Source organism: Micropruina sonneratiae, from assembly GCF_025972045.1.
Classification (GTDB): Bacteria; Actinomycetota; Actinomycetes; order Propionibacteriales; family Propionibacteriaceae; genus Micropruina; species Micropruina sonneratiae.
In genome coordinates, this window is sequence record NZ_JAPDHX010000001.1 from 212,977 (window position 1) to 230,935 (window position 17,959).

At 71.4% G+C, this 17,959-nt stretch carries 12 protein-coding genes; 8 read left to right on the top strand and 4 right to left on the bottom strand.

Translation table 11 applies throughout. The annotated features are described in order from the left end of the window. The first annotated feature begins 2 nt into the window (after nt 1-2). A complete protein-coding gene (locus OIE40_RS01020) occupies nt 3-446 on the top strand; it encodes a hypothetical protein (RefSeq protein ID WP_264698949.1) in 444 nt (147 codons plus the stop codon). 73 nt (nt 447-519) lie between these two features. On the opposite strand, the gene OIE40_RS01025 is transcribed toward OIE40_RS01020, so the two are convergent. Both OIE40_RS01025 and OIE40_RS01030 read right to left on the bottom strand, forming a co-directional pair. Next, entirely contained in the window at nt 520-3,861 is a 3,342-nt protein-coding gene (locus tag OIE40_RS01025) for a S8 family peptidase (protein WP_264698951.1), read from the bottom strand. Nucleotides 3,862-4,009: 148 nt separating this feature from the next. Then, nucleotides 4,010-5,074, bottom strand: a complete 1,065-nt coding sequence (locus OIE40_RS01030) for a VanZ family protein (protein ID WP_264698953.1) — start codon at nt 5,072-5,074, stop codon at nt 4,010-4,012. Between the two features lie 137 nt (nt 5,075-5,211). Here OIE40_RS01030 and OIE40_RS01035 point away from each other — a divergent pair, with 137 nt between their 5' ends. The 5 genes from OIE40_RS01035 to yaaA all read left to right on the top strand — a co-directional run bounded on the left by OIE40_RS01035 (nt 5,212) and on the right by yaaA (nt 15,401). After that, complete coding sequence (locus OIE40_RS01035; protein WP_264698955.1) at nt 5,212-7,344, top strand: hypothetical protein; 2,133 nt, start codon at nt 5,212-5,214, stop codon at nt 7,342-7,344. A gap of 212 nt (nt 7,345-7,556) precedes the next feature. After that, nucleotides 7,557-13,067 (top strand): ATP-binding protein, encoded by a 5,511-nt coding sequence (locus tag OIE40_RS01040; RefSeq protein ID WP_264698957.1) that lies wholly within the window; start codon nt 7,557-7,559, stop codon nt 13,065-13,067. 28 nt (nt 13,068-13,095) lie between these two features. Then, nucleotides 13,096-13,614 carry a glycine cleavage system transcriptional repressor gene (locus OIE40_RS01045; protein WP_264698959.1) on the top strand — a complete coding sequence of 173 codons (519 nt, stop codon included), beginning with the start codon at nt 13,096-13,098 and terminating at the stop codon, nt 13,612-13,614. 8 nt (nt 13,615-13,622) lie between these two features. Beyond that, nucleotides 13,623-14,567 carry an aldose epimerase family protein gene (locus OIE40_RS01050; protein WP_264698960.1) on the top strand — a complete coding sequence of 315 codons (945 nt, stop codon included), beginning with the start codon at nt 13,623-13,625 and terminating at the stop codon, nt 14,565-14,567. A gap of 36 nt (nt 14,568-14,603) precedes the next feature. Then, entirely contained in the window at nt 14,604-15,401 is a 798-nt protein-coding gene (gene yaaA / locus OIE40_RS01055) for a peroxide stress protein YaaA (RefSeq protein ID WP_264698963.1), read from the top strand. Between the two features lie 5 nt (nt 15,402-15,406). Here the strand turns inward: yaaA and OIE40_RS01060 are convergent, their stop codons facing one another. Next, nucleotides 15,407-15,772: a VOC family protein gene (locus OIE40_RS01060; protein ID WP_264698965.1), complete on the bottom strand. Its 366-nt coding sequence runs from the start codon at nt 15,770-15,772 to the stop codon at nt 15,407-15,409. On the opposite strand from OIE40_RS01060, the gene OIE40_RS01065 reads away from it, so the two are divergent. After that, entirely contained in the window at nt 15,761-15,985 is a 225-nt protein-coding gene (locus OIE40_RS01065) for a YciI family protein (protein WP_264698967.1), read from the top strand. The two genes, OIE40_RS01060 and OIE40_RS01065, sit on opposite strands and share 12 nt — an antisense overlap. A 65-nt stretch (nt 15,986-16,050) precedes the next feature. On the opposite strand, the gene OIE40_RS01070 is transcribed toward OIE40_RS01065, so the two are convergent. After that, on the bottom strand, nt 16,051-16,887 hold the full coding sequence (locus OIE40_RS01070; protein WP_264698969.1) for a uracil-DNA glycosylase: 837 nt from the start codon (nt 16,885-16,887) through the stop codon (nt 16,051-16,053). A 45-nt stretch (nt 16,888-16,932) separates the two neighbouring features. Here OIE40_RS01070 and OIE40_RS01075 point away from each other — a divergent pair, with 45 nt between their 5' ends. Beyond that, nucleotides 16,933-17,949: a zinc-dependent alcohol dehydrogenase family protein gene (locus tag OIE40_RS01075; RefSeq protein ID WP_264698971.1), complete on the top strand. Its 1,017-nt coding sequence runs from the start codon at nt 16,933-16,935 to the stop codon at nt 17,947-17,949. Nucleotides 17,950-17,959: the final 10 nt, after the last annotated feature.

A 17,959-nucleotide genomic window follows, 5' to 3' on the forward strand; every position in this document is an offset into this window, starting at 1 on the left:
ACATGCGCCGCCTCGGATGCCTCGCCGCCCTCGTCCTGCTGAGTGCCTGCTCGATGACGGGGCCCGGCCAGACAGCTGCTCCGGGAGGCACCCCCAGTCCGGGCGGCTCGCGGTTCTCGACCGCTCCGCCACTGCCCAGCGCCGGCACGCCGTCCGGGACGCCCGTGCCGTTGCCGCAGGCGCGGCTCGAGGCGATCCGCAGCGACCTGACCGGACGCGGGGTGGCGATCGCCGATCTCGTCGTGACCAGCACCGAAGCGGTCACCTTCAACGACTCCTCGCTGGGCTGTCCCAAGCCCGGCGTCCAGTACACCCAGGCCCTCGTTCCGGGCATGCGGGTGGTGGTCCAGGCCGGCGGCCGCGACTACGACTACCGGTTCGGCCGCGGTGATACGCCGACCCTGTGCGAACAGCCGGGGCCGGGCGCCACCTCGACCACCCGCTGACCGTCCCGACCACGGCACGAAAAGCCGACGCCCCCGGGAGAACCCGGGGGCGTCGGCGTCGTGCTCAGGACCGTTACGGCGTCGGCAGCGTCAGCGCCTCATCCATTCCGGCCTTGTTGTCGAGGACGACGACCATGGTGCCCAGCGGCTGCTGGTCGGCCACTGCGTCGGCGTCCACACTCACCTCGACGGTGCGGCTGCCGTTGACCGGCACGGTGGCGAATCCGCCGTTGCTGATCGAGGGCTGCCACGGGTTGTAGCTCGCCAGTCCCGGCATCTCGTCCGCTGCCGCGGAGTTCAGGATGCTGTAGCTCGCCACCCCGTAGTCGAACGTTCCCGAGTCCTCGCTGATGCCGAGGTCACTGGCGTACACCGGCAACAGGATGGTGCTGCTGTCGGTGGGGGCCTGGGCGTAGAAGCCGGCCGCGTAGGTGGCGCGGTTGGCGATGTCGTACAGGAACACCTCGGTGATCCCGTTCGGGTCGTCGGCCCGGATGATGCCGGAGTCGTAGCTGAACACGATCCAGTCCGGGTTGCCGTCGCGGTCGCTGTCGATCAGGACGTCGAACTCCTGGGTGGCAGCAGTCGACCAGCGGCTCCAGTTGTTCACCGCGAAGACCAGCAACTGGTCGTCGCCGTCGGCGAAGGACTGCACGCCCGCCGCCCGAAGGTCGAACCCGCGACCCATGGTCGAGGACACGTCCTTCTCGTCACGCAGGCCCCAGGTGTAGAAGTCGGCCGCCGCGGGCAGCGCACCGTTGGGGTTGGTCAGCTTGACGTTGACGGTGGTCGGCGCCGCCGGCTCGGTCGGCTCCGGCGTGGGCTCGGCCGTGGTCTCGCTCGGGCTCGGGCTCGGCGAGGTGGTGATCTCGGTCGGGCTCGGGCTCGGTGAGGTGGTGGTCTCGCTCGGGCTCGGGCTCGGCGAGGTGGTGGTCTCGCTCGGGCTCGGGCTGGGCGAACCGCTCGAGCTCGGGTTCGGCTTGGGCTTGCCCCTGCCGTCGACCTTGGTCTGGACCGACTTGCCGCCGGTGATCTTCACCGTCTTCTTGCCGGTCGTCTTGGCGGTGGTGTCCACCACCGACTGGCTCGCCTCGACCATGGCCTGGGCGCGCGGCACCAGCAGGTACGGCACCCGCAGGGTGCCCTTGCCGTTGGAGCCGATCTTGATGTTGCCCGACACCTCACGCAGGTTGAACAGGTCGTCGGAACTGAGCGAGGTGCCGACGTCGGAGCCCTTCACGGTGAGCTTGACAGTGACCTTCTTGCTGCTCTTCGCCGGCACCGTCAGCAGCTTCTTGCTGAACGTGACCTTGGCCTTGCTCGACTGGGAGGTCGCTTGGTTGGCCAGCGTGAAGATGACCCGTTTGGAACCCTTGTTCACCAGCGTGATGGTCTTGGTGTAGCTCTTGGTGCCGCGGATGTTCTTGAACCCGAAGCTCAAGGTGGCCTCGGAGACCTTTCCGGCCGCGGTCTTGTGCTGGTCGCCGATCGCGTAGATCGAGGTGTTCACGACCTGCTTGGTGTCGACCAGTCCGCCGCCCAGGGTGAGCCGGTAACCGCTCACCTTGGCCGGATCGGCGGTGCTGACCAGAGCCGCGCTGATCGCGTTGGAGCTCCAGCCCTTGTGCGCCTGCCTGGCCAGCGCCGCGACGCCGGCGACGTGCGGGGCCGCCATCGACGTGCCGGAGATGGTCGCCGGACCGTTGCCGGTGCCGACGCCGGTGGACACGATGCTGACGCCGGGCGCCGAGATCGACGGCTTCAGGCCGCTGTCGTTGTTGCGCGGGCCGCCAGAGCTGAACGAGGCGTACGCCTTGAAGTCCGGATTCTGCAGGTCCTTGGCGCTCAGCGTGAGGTCCGTGCCCGCGGCCGCCACCAGGGCGGCCCCGTCCGAGCTGCGGACGCCCAGGAACGGAATGGTGACCGTGTAGGCCTCACCGGTGTCGGGGTTGCTGGTGATCTCACCCTCGACCGGCGGGTAGCTGTCCACGTTGTTGACCATGATGACCGCGTCCGCGCCGGCCTGCTGGCCGAAGATCGCCTTGGCGACCCGGGCGCAGGTGCCGCGGTTCACGATCGCGATCTGCAGCGGGGCGCTGGGGTCGGAACTGATCCCGGCGGCGGTGAACGAGGCGGTGTCGCAGCCCAGCGAGTTGGTGTTGACGATCGTGTACGGGCCTTCCGGCAGGTTGGCGCCGTTGGCGTTTACGGCGTCCATCGTGGTGCCACCGAAGCTCAGCGAGGCACCCGGGAAGGTCGCCGTGGAGTCGACCGCGGCCACGCTGACGACACCCTTGCCGGTGCCGGGCGAGCCGGTCATGTACGGGTTCGGGCCGGAGTTGCCGGCCGAGGCCACAACCACCACGCCGGCGGCCTGGGCGTTCGTCGCCGCCACCGCGGAGGGGTCGGTCGCGTCGCCGTAGGTGGAGCCGAGGGACATGTTGATGACGTCCATGTCGTGCGCCACGGCCCAGTCGATGGCCTCGGTGGTGACGTCGGTGGAGCCCTCGCAACCGAACACCTTCAGCGCGTACAGGTCGACCTTGGGCGCGACGCCCGGGCCGATCAGGAAGTCGTTGTCGGGGGTCTTGCTGTTGTAGGGGCCCTTGTAGGTGGTGCCCTCGTCGGTCACACCGTTGCCGCCGGTGGTGCCGGCCACGTGGCTGCCGTGCCCGTTACAGTCGAGCGGGTTGGCGTCCGGCTTCGGCAACGAACCCTCGACGCTCGCGTCGTAGTCGTCGCCGACGAAGTCGTAGCCGCCCTTGACCCGGGGGGCGTTGGGTCCGAAGTACTTCGGGTTGGGGGTGTCGCTCGCCTTGGCCTTGTCGAACGCCTGCACCGTGCCCGGGCCGGCGAAGTTGGCGTGGGTGTAGTCGATGCCGGTGTCGATGATCGCGACCTTGACGCCCTCACCGCGGTACTTGCTGCTCTGCCACACCTGCGGGACGCCGAGGAACGGCACGCTGGTGGCGTTGTTGATCGTCTGTTGCTGGATCGCCCGCACCGCCTTCACACCCGGCAGCTGGGACACCGCGCGCACCTGCTTGCGCGGCAGTTGGACCCGCATGCCGTTGTAGGCGGACTGCATCTGCGAGAAGACCTTGCCGCCGCGTCCGGTAATCTCCTTCTTGACCCGATCCTGGGACTTCTTCAGTCCGCTGCGGATCTGGGTGACGCGGCTCGCGGAGAGCTTCTCACCGGTCTGGCCCTCGACGACGGCGACGGGGTCGCCGGTCAGTTCGACCATGACGGTGACCTTCGCGTCGGAGTCGAGGTAGGACGGGGTGAACTTCGTGTCGAGCTTCGACGACGAGGGTGCCTCGTCGAAGCGGTCGACGCCGGTATCGGCGTAGGCGACTGTCGGGACTGCCAGGGCAAATGCGCCCGTGGCTATCAGGAGTTTCCGGCGTAGCAAGATCTGCAGCCTTTCTGCACATGGGGCGACGGGAGGAGAGATGGCCCTCCCGCGGAGGAATCTACGTAGGCCTCCGGAGGGGAGTCAACGGATCGCACAGGTGTAGTTCCCGCCTGCCACGGCGTCCGGGCGGCTGCGACACAAACCGTTACTCAGCTGTGACCTGCGGCGGGTCCGCGGCGGGCGGCTCGATGGCCAGCTCCATGCCGGCGACGGCATGGCTGAGGCCCCGGTGGTCGCGTGACCAGATCGCCCACCCGACGGTGAGTGCTCCGAAGACGACACTGAGTGCGCCGAAGTAGGGCACGGGCAGGCTGAGCACCACGTAGCCCCCGACGCCGGCCAGCAGCTTCAGCACGCGGCTGCGCGTCTCGGCGCCGGGCCGGGCGCGCGGTTCGAGGCCGACCATCGTCTCGCCGATGGTGCGGCCACGCGCCAACACCGACCAGCCCTCGACGAGCAGCGGGACACCGGTGGACAGCACGATGTCGACCCACTGCGGCAGTTGCTCGGTCGGCCACTGCAGCAGGTACAGGGCGACCACCCGCCACGCGATCGTCAGGACGCCGCCGACGGTGCCGATCACCAGCAGGTCGGCGAGCAGGCCGATCAGCCGGCGCCCCAGCGTGACCCTGGTCGTTCGAGGGGGCGGACGTCGTCGGCTGCTGAGCCGTTGCAGCGGAATGGCGAGCACCGAGCCGAGCAGTGCGCCGGTGGTGTTCACCAGCATGTCGTCGACGTCGAACACCCGGTACGCGCAGTGATAGAGCCCCCACACGCCGGTGAGCTGGGTGAATTCGATCAGCGCGGAACCGCCGAGGCCGACCAGGGCCGCCACGACGATCCCACGGCCCAGCAGCAGTCGCAGGAACACCCCAAGAGGGACGAAGAGCACGACGTTCAGCGCGACCTGCAGGAACGCCCGATTGTGCAGCAGGTTCCGACCGCCGGCGGCGATGTCGGCGAGGAACGCGAGGGGGTGCAGGTTGTGACCGACGCAGCGGAAGCCGTCGTTCTCGGGAATCGGCACCAGCGTGTACGACCACATCGCCACCGCGTAGACGGCGACCGCCAGCAGCATCGCCATGTCGGCCGGCCGGAACCTTCCGGCCCGGCGGTAACGTGCGGCGGCGACCGGGACGAAGGCCACGATGGCGAGCAGACCGCCCAGCACCAGGGCGGTCAAGGTGCTGGGTCCGAACGGGCTCAGCATGGGGTCGTTCCTCCTGGGCATCCGGGGTGGCGGGACAGTCTAGGCGCCGGGTGCGGGCGACGTCGCGCCGGGCCCGGTGCGGGCCGCCTCGGCAGGACGTGGTGCAATTGACCCGTCCGTAGATCCGATGGGAGCCCATGAACCAGCCCAGTGACACCTTCGCCCAACGCACCCGACGTCTGGCCTCCGAGGTCCAGCGGCTGCGCGACTGGGCCGGCGGGGACCCCTCCCGGCTCGGTCCGGTGGCTGATGCCCTTATCGAAGTGACCGCGCACCGGTTGGCCGGGCACGCCTGGGCCGAGGCCGCCGCGGGGGCCCAGGAAGCGGTCTCGCTGTCGGCCAAACTGCTGGCCCAGCACGGCCCGGTCGGTCCGTACACCGCACCGGCCGACGCCGTGCGTTCGATCACGGCCCTGGTGCACCTGGCGTTGATCCAGTCGGCGGCGGGGCTGCATGCGCAGGCCGAGCAGGTGCTGGCGGCGGCCTTCGGCCTGCGGACCCAACTGAGCCGGATCGACCTCGACTCGCAGCTTGAACCGCGAACGGTGGCCTGGGCACTGCTCGCCTGGTCGCGCGCCGCCCTGGCCGACGGCCGGGTGGCCGACGCCAACGCACGCATCGACGCGGCGGTCGCGCTGGCCGCCACCGACGAGGAGTTTCTGGCCGTCGACGTCGACCGCGCCGCGGCTGAAGCCCGTTGGGCGGCGGGCTGGCCGGAGCCGTCGGTGGAGTTCGCGCTGCGCGCGGTCGAACGCTACGACCAGCGGGCCTCGGCCGTCCTGCAGCGCCCCTCCTCGACGCCCGAGGGCGTTCTGGAGCGGCTCTCCGAGCCCCTGTTCGGCTTGTACAGCGAAACGGCCGACCGGGCGCTCGCGATCGGCGCGCCGGGGCTCGGGCTCGAGCTCCGCCGCCGGCTGGTCGACCGGCTCGGAGCCCTCGCGGTCCGGACGTCGGTTGCGCAACTGCAGTTGGTGTCGGCGCTGGGCGACCTCGCGGACGACCTCCGTGGCCAGCAGCGGACGGCCGAGGCGAAGGACGTGGCCGAATTGGCGTCCTCGATCGCCGGCGACACCGAAGCCGAGCAGCTGGCTCGCCGGCAGCGCGCCCGGCTGGGCAGCCCGACCTCGTGGAGTTCCCTGCCCGCGCCCGACGCCTTCGGCGTCGAGACGGGGGCGAATCAGCCGACCGGGCGGCTCGCTGCCCTGCGCGGGCCGGCGGACGCCGCCGAACAACGCCGCCGCAGCGAAACCGAGGCGGAGCTGGCGCGTCGCAGTGAAGCCGCGAGAGCGGACGAACTGGCGCGGGCCGAGCGAGAGCGCGCCGATCGCGCGGAGGCAGAGCGCCTCGCTCTCGAACGGGAGAGCGCGGAGCGGGCGGCCGCAGCGGCCGCAGCGGAGGCGGAGCGGATCGAGAACAGGCGCAAGCGTGAGGAGCGGATCGCCGAGCACGAGCGCCTCGAGCAGGCGCGGAGGGCCGAACAGGAGGCCGCGCTGCGGGCACGGGTCAGCGACGAGACCCCGCAGGAGCGCGTCGAACGCGAGGAGCTCGAGCGGCTGGCTGCGGAACTGGCCGAGCTCGAGGCCGAGGAGGCGGCCCGGGCCGAACGGGAGGCCGCCGAGTTGGCCGCGCTGGAAGCCCAACTGGCCGCCGAGGAAGCCGAACGCGAGCAGGCCCGCGCGGAGCGGGCCGAGCGGGAGCGGATCGAGGCGGAGGAGCTCGAGCAGGAGCGGTTGGCGGTCGAGCAGGCGGAGTTGGAGCGTCAGGCCCTGGCTGCGCAGCGTGCCGAAGCGGAACGGCTACGGCTGGTCGAACTGGCCGAGGCGCAGGCCCGCGAACGGGCTGAGCGTGAGGAGGCCGAGCGATTGGCCCGCGAGCAGGCCGAGCGTGCGGAGGCCGAGGCGCAGGCCCGCGAACGGGCTGAGCGTGAGGAGGCCGAGCGGTTGGCCCGCGAACGGGCTGAGCGTGAGGAGGCCGAGCAGCCGGCCACGGAACAGGCCGACCGCGGGGGCGTCGAGCAGGATCTCGAGCGTGCCCGCGCCCAGCTGGACGAGGCGTCCACCGCCGGCAAACGTCGCGACGTCCGCGCCGCGAGCGAGGAACTGGTCGATATGCTGCGCGACCGCTACGCGGCCGATCCGGAGCAGTACCTCACCGAGTTCCTGGATGCCCTGGATCAACTGGCGACCGCGCGCTGGCAGGCCGGCGACTGGTGGGGTTCGCGCGGACCGGCCAAAGAGGCCAAGACCCTGCGCAAGGCACACGGCCGGTAGCCGCGAGCCGATTGTCGGAATCCGCCAAACCTGCTCCCGCTCGACTGTGGGATCACCCCAACCACGCCGGGCGGCCCGGGCCGAATCTGCCCCGGTCCGCTCGGGTCGCCTCGCCAACCAGGCACAGACGTGGAAGATTTCTGAGCCAGGACTGTGAGCGGTCCGGGGCGATGCCTGCCCCTGGCCGCGCCAAGGAAGCGAGGAGGCGCCGGGTGTTCACGCGCATCGCGATCGTCAACCGTGGCGAGGCCGCTATGCGGCTGATCCACGCCGTCCGGGATCTCAACGCCGAACGGCCGGAGGCCGCGCCGATCACGGTGATTGCCCTCTACACCGACGCCGAGCGCACCGCCATGTTCGCCCGGGAGGCCGACGAGGCCTATCCGCTGGGGCCGGCCGCCGACCGTCCCTACCTGAACCACGAGCTGCTGATCGACGTCCTGACCCGCGCCCGGGCCGACGCGGTCTGGGTCGGCTGGGGCTTCGTCGCCGAGGACTCCGCCTTCGCCGACCTGGTCGAGAACCACGGCATCACGTTCATCGGGCCCTCCGGTGACGCGATGCGGAAACTGGGCGACAAGATCGGCTCCAAGCTGATCGCCGAAGAGGTCGGCGTCCCCGTCGCACCCTGGTCGCGGGGCGGCGTCGACACCCTCGACGACGCCTTGGCGGCCGCCGACCGGATCGGCTACCCGCTGATGCTGAAGGCCACCGCGGGCGGCGGCGGACGCGGCATCCGCAAGGTGACCGACGCCGACGAACTGGCCGACGCCTACCAGCGCACCCGCGACGAGGCGGAGCGCGCCTTCGGCTCGGGCGTGGTGTTCCTGGAGAAGCTCGTCACCGGCGCCCGGCACGTCGAGGTGCAGGTGATCGCCGACGGCCGGGGGACGGCCTGGGCGCTCGGCGTCCGGGACTGCTCGGTGCAGCGCCGTAACCAGAAGGTGATCGAAGAGTCCGCGTCACCGCTGCTGGACAGCGACCAGACCGATGAACTCAAGGCGTCCGCCGAGCGGCTCGCGCTCGCCGTCGACTACGCCGGCGCGGGCACGGTCGAGTTCCTGTACCACCCCGGCGACCGGGCGTTCGCCTTCCTCGAGGTGAACACCCGGCTGCAGGTCGAGCATCCGATCACCGAGGTCACCAACGACTTCGATCTGGTGAAGGCGCAGCTGCACGTGGCCGCCGGCGGACGTCTCACCGATCGCCCGACCGAGTTCGGCCACGCCGTCGAGGCCCGCCTCAACGCCGAGGACCCCGACCGCGACTTCGCGCCCTCCCCGGGCCGGATCACCCGGCTCGACCTGCCGGCCGGACCCGGCATCCGGGTCGACACCGGCGTCGCCGAGGGGGACAGCATCCCCGCCGACTTCGATTCGATGATCGCCAAGATCATCGCCTTCGGCCGCGACCGCGCCGAGGCGCTGGGCCGGTTGCGCCGCGCGATGGCCGAGACCACGGTGGTGATCGACGGCGGTGCCACCAACAAGAGCTTCATCCTCGACCTGCTCGACCGGCCCGAGGTGATCGGCGCCGACGGGGTCGACTGGGCCGACACCGGTTGGATCGACCGGGTCCGGGCAGAGGGCGGACTGGTGGCCGACCGGCATTCCGGCATCGCCCTGGTCGCCGCCGCCATCCAGGCCTACCAGGACACCGAAGAGTTGGAGATCGCCCGGCTGCTGGAGACCGCGCACGGCGGACGTCCGCAGGCGCAGCACTCCGTGGGCCGGCCCGTCGACCTGAAGCTGCGCGGCGTCACCTACCAGGTGACTGCGTTCCGGATCGGCCCGGCCCGCTACCGGGTGACGGTCGCGCAAGGAGAAGAATCGAGCACGGTCGAAGCGGAACTGGAGCGGCTGGACGACTTCCACAGCCGGCTCAGGGTCGGGCGGCACCGCTACCGGCTGGTCACCGCCACCCACGGACCCGTTCACCTCATCGAGGTGGACGGCGTCACCCACCGGGTGAGCCGCGACGAGGGCGGCGTGCTGCGTTCCCCGGCCCCGGCCCTGGTGGTGGCCACCCCGGTCGCCGTCGGCGATCAGGTCGCGGCGGGCGCGCCGGTGGTGGTGTTGGAGTCCATGAAGATGGAGACCGTCCTGGTCGCCCCCTTCGCCTGCCGGGTGAAGGAGTTGCTGGTCTCCACCGGCAGCCAGGTCGAGACGATGGCGCCGCTGCTGCGACTCGAGCCGGTCGCCGATGGGGCGGTGGCCGCCGACGAGCCGACGGCCACCGGTCCGGGGATCGAGCTGCCCGACGATCGGGCCGCGGAGTCCCTGCCGCAGCGTGCGCACCGGCTGCTGGCCGACCTCTCCGCCCTGGTGATGGGCTTCGACGCCGACCCGGCCTACCGTGCCCTCGCCGAATACCTGGCGACCCGCGAGGAGTTGCGTGCCGCGGGCGTCGACGTGATGGCCGGCGAGGTCGGGCTGATCGGCCTGTTCGCCGACGTTGCCGAACTCAGCCGGAACCGACCGGCGGGCGAGGACGCCAGCACCGAGTTGCGGGTGCACAGCGACCGGGAACACTTCCACCGTTACCTGCAGAGCCTGGACGTCGACCGGGCCGGGCTGTCTCGGCAGTTCACCGACCGGTTGTCGAGGGTGCTGGCCCACTACTGGGTGGACGACCTGGCCCGGACGCCGGAGCTCGAGGCGGCGGTGTTCCGCATCTTCCTCGCCCAGTTGCGGTTCGCGTCCGACTCGAAGGTGATCACCTCGCTGCTGGAGCGCTGGATCGCCGAGCCCGCCCCCGACGCCGAGGTGGCGACGAACGCCCGCGCCCAGCTGGAGCGACTGGTCCGGGCCACCCAGCGGCGTTTCCCCAGCATCGGCGACCTGGCCCGCAGCATCCGCTTCCGCTGGTTCGACCAGCCCCAGGTCGACGCCGAACGCGACCAGGTGCTGATCGGCATCGGCGACGAGGTGGCCGCACTGGCCGCCGACCCGGACGCCCCTGACCGCGAACGGCGGATCGCCGCGCTGGCCGCGGTGCCCGAGCAGACCGTCGGCTTCCTGGCCGCCCGGCTCGCCACCGGCGTCCCGGCGCAGGAGCCGATGCTCGAGGTGCTGATCCGCAAGCACTACGCCGACTACGACCTGACCGGGCTGCGCGGTTGGAGCGTCGACGGCCGGGCCGCCGCTGCCGGCGACTACCGGCTGGAGAGCCGGCCGACGCGGGTCGTCTCCACCCTGGGCACCGTCGAGGAGTTGGCCGGCGACGGACCGGTCTGTGCCGTGGTCACCGAACTGCTCGGTGCGCGCAGCGCCGGCGAGGAGGCTGTCGTCGAGCTGTACATCTCCTGGCCCGACGCACCCGACCTGGACGCCGCGGGAGCCCGGCTGGAGGAGCTGTTCGCCGATTGGTCGCTGGGCGAGCACGTCCGACGGATCGTGGTCGCGGTGTGCGATCCGCCGGCCGAACCGTCGTACCTGAGCTTCCGCTGGACCACCGCGGGCGAGATCGCCGAGGACCGCCGCATCCGCGGCGTCCACCCGATGGTTGCCCGCCGCCTCGACCTGTGGCGGTTGCGCGAGTTCGACGTGACCAGGCTGCCGGCGCCCTCCGACGTGCTGCTGTTCGACTGCGTCGCCAAGTCGAATCCGGCCGACCGCCGCCTGGTCGCGATGGCGCAGGTCCGCCAGTTGGCGCCGGTGCGGGACGAGCGCGGCCGACTGGTCGGCCTGCCGCATGCCGAGCGGGCCGTCGAGAACTGCCTCGAGGCGATCCGCCGCACCCGCGCCGCGCGCGGCAGCGAGGGCAACAAGCTCGACATGAACCACGTCTGGGTGCACGTGTGGCCGGTGATCGAACTCGATCACAAGGACATCGTCGCGTTGCAGGCGAAGATCACCCCCCTCGGCGAGGGCGCCGGCATCGAGGAGGTGCTGGCCCAGGGCCGCTTCGACCGCCCGGGCACCGGCATTGTCCCGCTGGCGGTGCGGTTCCACTACCGGCCGGGGACGGGCGTCACGGCGTCCATCGAACCCCCGCCGGCCGAGCCGCTGAAGCCGCTGGACGACTACGCTGGCCGGGTGCTGCGGGCACGCCGGCGGGGGCTGGTCTACCCCTACGAGCTCAGCGACGTGCTGGCCGGTCCCGGCGGGACCCTCACCGAACTCGACCTGGACGCCGACAGCCGGCTGGTGCCGGTGCAGCGCGACCGTGGTCTGAACACCGCGGGCATCATCTGCGCCCTGGTCACCACGCCGACCCCGCTGTATCCGGAGGGGATGACCAGGATCGCGCTGTCCGGCGACCCGACCCGTGGGCTCGGTGCGGTGGCCGAACCCGAGTGCCGGCGCATCATCGCCGCGCTCGACCTGGCCGAGCGGATGAAGATCCCGGTGGAGTGGTTCACGCTGTCGTCCGGGGCCCGGATCTCGATGGATTCGGGCACCGAGAACATGGACTGGGTGGGCGCGGCACTGCGCCGGATCATCGAGTTCACCCAGGCCGGGGGCGAGATCAACGTCGTGGTGGCCGGCATCAACGTGGGCGCCCAGCCGTACTGGAACGCCGAGGCGACGATGCTCATGCACACCAAGGGCATCCTGGTGATGACGCCGGACTCGGCGATGGTGCTGACCGGCAAGCAGTCGCTGGACTTCTCCGGCGGTGTGTCGGCGGAGGACAACTTCGGCATCGGCGGCTACGACCGGGTGATGGGCCCCAACGGCCAGGCCCAGTACTGGGCGCCCGACCTGCCCGGCGCGTTCCGCATCCTGATGAGCCACTACGCGCACACCTATGTGGTGCCGGGCGAGGCCGGGCCGCGCCGTGCGCCGACCAGCGACCCGTCCGACCGGGACGTCTCCAGCTACCCGCACGGCGGCGAGTTCGCCACCGTGGGGGAGATCTTCACCACGAACCCCGACCGCAAGAAGCCGTTCGACATCCGCACCGTGATGGCGGCCGTCAGCGATGCGGACCATCCCCGGCTGGAGCGGTGGGCCGGCATGGCGGACGCCGACACCGCCGTGGTGATGGACGTCCGGCTCGGCGGCCACTCGGTATGCCTGCTGGGCATCGAGTCCAAGCCGGTGCCGCGGGCCGGGTTCCCGCCCACCGACGGCCCCGACACCTACACCGCCGGCACGTTGTTCCCTCGCTCGAGCAAGAAGGTGGCCCGGGCCATCAACGCCGCGTCGGGCAACCGGCCGCTGGTCGTGCTGGCCAATCTCTCCGGCTTCGACGGCTCACCGGAGTCGATGCGCAACCTGCAGCTGGAGTACGGCGCCGAGATCGGCCGGGCGGTGGTCAACTTCGACGGCCCGATCGTGTTCGTGGTCATCTCCCGGTACCACGGCGGTGCCTTCGTGGTGTTCTCCAAGACGCTGAACGAGAACATGACGGTGCTGGCGGTGGAGGGTTCGTTCGCGTCGGTGCTCGGCGGCGCGCCGGCGGCGGCGGTGGTGTTCGCCGGCGATGTCGCCAAGCGGGCCGCAGCCGACTCGCGGGTCGCCGAGTTGGAGGAGCGGCTGCGCTCGGCCGAACCGGGGGAGCGGGCTCGCCTGCAGGTCAAGCTCGGCGAGATCCGATCCGCGGTCAGGGCCGAGAAGATCACCGAGGTGGCGGCCGAGTTCGACTCGGTGCACAGCATCCACCGCGCCGTCGCGGTCGGTTCGGTGGACCGGGTGATCGACCCGACGGCCATCCGGCCCGAGATCATCGCCACCATCGACGCCTGGCAGGCCAAGCACTCCCGGGCCGGCACCTAGGCGAGTCGGGGGCGCTACGATCCGGAGCATGGCGACCCTTGTGCTCACCGTGATAGGCGACGACCGGGCCGGACTGGTCAACGCGCTGGCCGAAGCCATCACCGCTCATGGCGGCAACTGGGAACGCAGCCAGTTGGCCGAGCTGGCGGGCAAGTTCGCCGGCATCGTGCTGGTGACGGTGCCGGACGAACGTGCGGACGAGCTCGCGGCGGCGGTCCGGCCGCTGGCCGGACTGCTCGAGGTTTCGGTGCACTCCGCGGCGCCGGACGCCGACCGGCCCCAGCCCCGCGACCACGTCCAGGTCGATCTGGTCGGCAACGACCGTCCCGGCATCGTGCGCGACGTGTCCGGGGTGCTCAGCAGGCACGGGATCAGCATCGAGCGGATGATCACCGAGAACCGCGAGGCTCCGATGGCCGGTGGGCGGCTGTTCGAAGCCCACCTGACCGCGCCGCTGAGTCCCGGCGCCGACCTGGACGCCGTGCAGGCCGACCTGGAACGGCTGGCGACCGAGATCGTCGTCGACATCACCGTGGCGGCAGGGTGAGCGGCCCGATGAGCAGTGAGGTGATCCGTCTCGAAGGGCCGGAACTGGCGCTCGAGGTGTTGCCGTTGGGAGCCACCCTGCACCGGTTCGAGGTGCCCGAGGCTGGCGGCGGATGGCGCAACCTGGTGCTCTCCCGACCCGACGTCACCGCCTTCGATTCGGGCTATCGCGGCGCCTCGGTCGGCCGCTACGCCAACCGCCTCGGCGACGCACGGTTCGACCTGGACGGCGTCCGATACGACCTGGTGGCCAACGAGGGTGCCAATCAACTGCACGGCGGGCCCGGTGGGTTCTCCACGCTGGTGTGGACGGTCGACGAGGTCACCGCCGAGTCGGTCACGCTGAGCCTGGTCAGTCCCGACGGCGACCAGGGCTTCCCCGGCCGGCTCGCCGTGACGGCACGGTTCGCGCTGATTCCCGGCGGCGCCCGGGTCGACTACCGGGCAACCACCGACGCCCCGACCGTGGTCAACCTGACGACGCACCCGTACTTCCGGTTGGGCGGTGACGACATCGAGGGCCACACCCTGACCGTGCACGCGAGCAGCTACACCGCCGTCCGCCCTGACCTGATCCCGACCGGGGAGGTCGTCGGCGTCGCCGGCACCGCCCTCGACCTGCGCCGGGGACGCCTGCTGGCCGACGCCCTGGCCGACGTGGTGACCGAGGGGATCGACGCGGGTGGCGGCATCGATCACAACTTCGTGGTCGACGGCGAGGGGCTGCGCGACCACGTCAGGCTGGCCGGTCCCGACGGCCACGTGCTCACGGTGCGCAGCGACGCACCGGCCGTCCAGGTCTATTCGGGTGAGGCGTTCGGCCGGGCAGGGGTGGCCGTGGAGCCGCAGAACTATCCCGATGCACCCAACCACGCCGGTTTCCCTTCGGCCGTGCTACGCCCCGGGCAGGCGTACCACACCGCCACCGAATGGCTGGTCGCACTGGGCGGGTGACCACCCCGGCTCGGCCGCACCACTACCCTGCTGGTCATGCTCGTCCTGCTGTCGCCCGCGAAATCCCTCGACTTCGAGTCGCCGCCGGCCACCCGCAAGCACTCCGAGCCGCGGCTGCTGGACCGGTCGGAGCAACTCATCGAGGTGATGCGGCGCAAGTCGCCGGCCGAACTGGCCGGGCTGATGCATATCTCCGACGAGCTCGCCGCCCTGAACGCTCAGCGCTACGCCGACTTCAGCACCCCGTTCACCCCGCGCAACGCACGGGCCGCGGTGCTCGCCTTCGCCGGGGACGTGTACCAGGGACTGGCGGCGCGGCAGTGGGACGCCCGCGACCACACCGAGGCGCAGAAGACGGTGCGCATCCTGTCCGGGCTGTACGGGGTGTTGCGTCCGCTCGACCTGATCCAGCCGTACCGACTCGAGATGGGGCTCCCCGTGGCGACCGACCGCGGCAACAGCCTGTACGCGTTCTGGGGGTCGACCATCACCGACCTGCTGCGGGCCGACCTGGCCGAGTCGCCCGGGGCGGACGTCGTGATCAACCTCGCCTCCGAGGAGTACGCCCGGTCGGTCCGCTTCGACGAGTTGGGTAGCCCGGTCGTCTCGCCGCGTTTCGAGGACACCAACGCCCGCGGCACCCGCGGCGTCATCTCGTTCTTCGCCAAGCGGGCCAGGGGCACGATGGCGGCCTGGCTCGTCCAGGGGCGGATCCGCAGCGCCGCCGCCCTGAAGCGGTTCGACGCCGGCGGCTACCGTTTCGACCCGGACGCCTCGAGCCACGGCCAGCCCGTCTTCGTGCGGCACTACGCGGACCGGCTGACCGCCGGCTGACGGACTCAGGCGTGCACGACCGCCTCGACGTTGTTGCCGTCCGGGTCGCGCACGAACGCCCCGTAGTAGCCGGGGTGGTACTCGGGCCATTCCCGCGGGGCGTGCAGCTGCTCGGCCCCGAGCGAGACGGCCGCGTCGAAGAAGGCCTGCACCTGCGCGCGGTCGGCGGCGCTGAAGGCGATGTGGCATTCCCTGTTCGACGGCGCCGCAGCCGTCGCCCCGATCCAGAAATCCGGGTGGCCCTCGGTGCCGTAGCCGATGGCCTGGCCGAAGTCCATCTGCCGGGTCAGGCCCAGCACGCCCAACACGGTGTCGTAGAAGCGAGCCGAGGCGCCCATGTCTGACACCTGAATGCCGAAATGATCCATCATGGGCACCACTGTGCCGGGCGGCCCCGACAAAAGCCGGGCACTCCGCCCACCGCCCACGCGGCGCGCTTCGTCCTAACCGACGGCTCTGTTGCCGACGGTGCCGGCTTCGGCGACAAGCCGATGGTGGGCGGATTCTCGATCGTCGAGGTCGACACCCCGCAGGAGGGCCTGGACTGGGCTGCCAGGATCGCGGCCGCGGGTCGCTGCGCTTAGGAGGTCCGCGAGATCATGTACGACCCCGAGTCCTGAGACTCCCGCGGCTGCCGCCCACGGCCGGCTCACAGCCGGTCGATCACCTCGTCCAGCATCCGTTCGGTCAGCTTGCCGGTGAAGGTGTTCTGCTGGCTGACGTGGTAGCTGCCGACCAGCCGGACCGTCCGGTCCCCGGCCACCAGCAGTGCTTCGGCGCCGTGGCCGAAGCGTGGCTTGGGCCGCGGCACCGTCCAGCCCAGCCGTCGCGCGGCGGCCAGGGCGGCGTCCCAGCCGATCGAACCCAGCGCCAGCATCGACCGCAGCCTCGGTAGGGCCAGCTGCAGCTCGCGGTCCAGCCAGGGCGCGCAGGTGCCCCGCTCGAGCGGTGTCGGCTTGTTGTCCGGCGGTGCGCAGCGCACCGCCGCCACGATCCGGACGCCGGCGAGCCGGAGCCCGTCACCGGCGTGCACCGAGGTGGGTTGCGAGGCGTAGCCGGCGCGGTGCAGCGCCGCGTACAGCCAGTCGCCGGAGCGGTCCCCGGTGAACATCCGGCCGGTCCGGTTCGCGCCGTGCGCGGCCGGCGCCAGCCCGACGATCAGCACCGCGGCGTCCGGATCGCCGAACGAGGGCACCGCACGCCCCCAGTACGGCTGGGCGGCGAACGCGGCCCGCTTGCCTCGCGCCACCCCTTCGCGCCACGCCACCAGCCGAGGGCACGCCCGGCAGACCGACACCAGCGCGTCCAGTTCGCCCACCCCGGACGCCCCGGCGGCCAGCGCGCGCACCTGGGCGGCCACCTCGGCCACCGGGGTGGCAGCGGTCGCCGGATCGCCGGGCCAACCCGTCCCCGGCGCGACCGGCGACGAGAAAACCGCTTCCGACAAGGGATGACGAAGCGTTGCGTCGTCGTCGGCGCTAGCCATCGGTTCTCCTTCCGCGCGGGCAGGCGCACCACTAGGGTGGCGGACATGCACGGCACCATCCTGCACGCAGCCGGCGACGTCCGCTTCGAGGAGCGGCCCGATCCCGAGCTCCGCACCCCCACCGACGCGATCGTTCGGGTCACCGCGACCTGTGTCTGCGGTTCCGACCTGTGGCCCTACCGCGGCATCAGTCCGGTCACCAAGCCGCGGCCGATCGGTCACGAGTACGTCGGCGTCGTCGAGGCGATCGGCCAGCAGGTGACCGGCCTCGAGGTCGGCCAGTTCGTCGTCGGGCCGTTCTTTGCCTGCGACAACACCTGCCCGCACTGCCGGGCCGGTTTCCAGTCGGTCTGCGAACAACTCGACTGGTACGACGGGTGCCAGTCCGAGTTGCTGCGGGTGCCGCTCGCCGACGGCACGCTGGTCGCCGCGCCGGAACAGCCCGACGACGACCTGATCCCGAGCCTGCTCACTCTCTCGGACGTGATGGGCACCGGCTGGCACGCCGCCACGATGGCCGGTGTCCAGCCCGGCATGACCGTGGCCGTGGTCGGCGACGGTGCCGTCGGCCTGTGCGGCGTGCTGGCCTGCGCGCAACTTGGTGCCGCACGGGTGATCGCGATGAGCCGGCACGAGTCCCGGCAGCGGGTCGCCACAGCCTTCGGCGCCACCGACATCGTCGAGGAGCGCGGGGTCGAGGGGGTTACCCGGATCAACGAACTCACCGACGGCGTCGGCGCCGACGCGGTGCTCGAGTGCGTCGGCACCGGCGACGCCATGCTGCAGGCGCTGAGCTGTGCCCGGCCGGGGGCGATGGTCGGCTATGTCGGGGTGCCGCACGGCGTCGAGTTGCCGGTGCGGCAGATGTTCGAGCGCAACGTGGGGGTGCGCGGCGGGATGGCGCCGGTGCGCAACTACCTGCCGCAGCTGATGCAGCGGGTGCTGGCCCGCGAGATCGAGCCCGGCCTGGTGTTCGACCTGGAGCTGCCGCTGGCCGAGGTCGCCCAGGCCTACGCCGCGATGGACGATCGCCGCGCCATCAAGGCGCTGCTGCGGCCCTGACTCCGACGCC

Bases quoted from the DNA above. Each gene is read 5' to 3' on its own strand.
- OIE40_RS01065 (WP_264698967.1), top strand. From the start codon at position 15,761: ATGATCCATCATGGGCACCACTGTGCCGGGCGGCCCCGACAAAAGCCG.
- OIE40_RS01045 (WP_264698959.1), top strand. From the start codon at position 13,096: ATGGCGACCCTTGTGCTCACCGTGATAGGCGACGACCGGGCCGGACTG.
- OIE40_RS01075 (WP_264698971.1), top strand. From the start codon at position 16,933: ATGCACGGCACCATCCTGCACGCAGCCGGCGACGTCCGCTTCGAGGAG.
- yaaA (WP_264698963.1), top strand. From the start codon at position 14,604: ATGCTCGTCCTGCTGTCGCCCGCGAAATCCCTCGACTTCGAGTCGCCG.
- OIE40_RS01020 (WP_264698949.1), top strand. From the start codon at position 3: ATGCGCCGCCTCGGATGCCTCGCCGCCCTCGTCCTGCTGAGTGCCTGC.
- OIE40_RS01060 (WP_264698965.1), bottom strand. From the start codon at position 15,772: ATGATGGATCATTTCGGCATTCAGGTGTCAGACATGGGCGCCTCGGCT.
- OIE40_RS01050 (WP_264698960.1), top strand. From the start codon at position 13,623: ATGAGCAGTGAGGTGATCCGTCTCGAAGGGCCGGAACTGGCGCTCGAG.
- OIE40_RS01070 (WP_264698969.1), bottom strand. From the start codon at position 16,887: ATGGCTAGCGCCGACGACGACGCAACGCTTCGTCATCCCTTGTCGGAA.
- OIE40_RS01030 (WP_264698953.1), bottom strand. From the start codon at position 5,074: ATGCTGAGCCCGTTCGGACCCAGCACCTTGACCGCCCTGGTGCTGGGC.
- OIE40_RS01035 (WP_264698955.1), top strand. From the start codon at position 5,212: ATGAACCAGCCCAGTGACACCTTCGCCCAACGCACCCGACGTCTGGCC.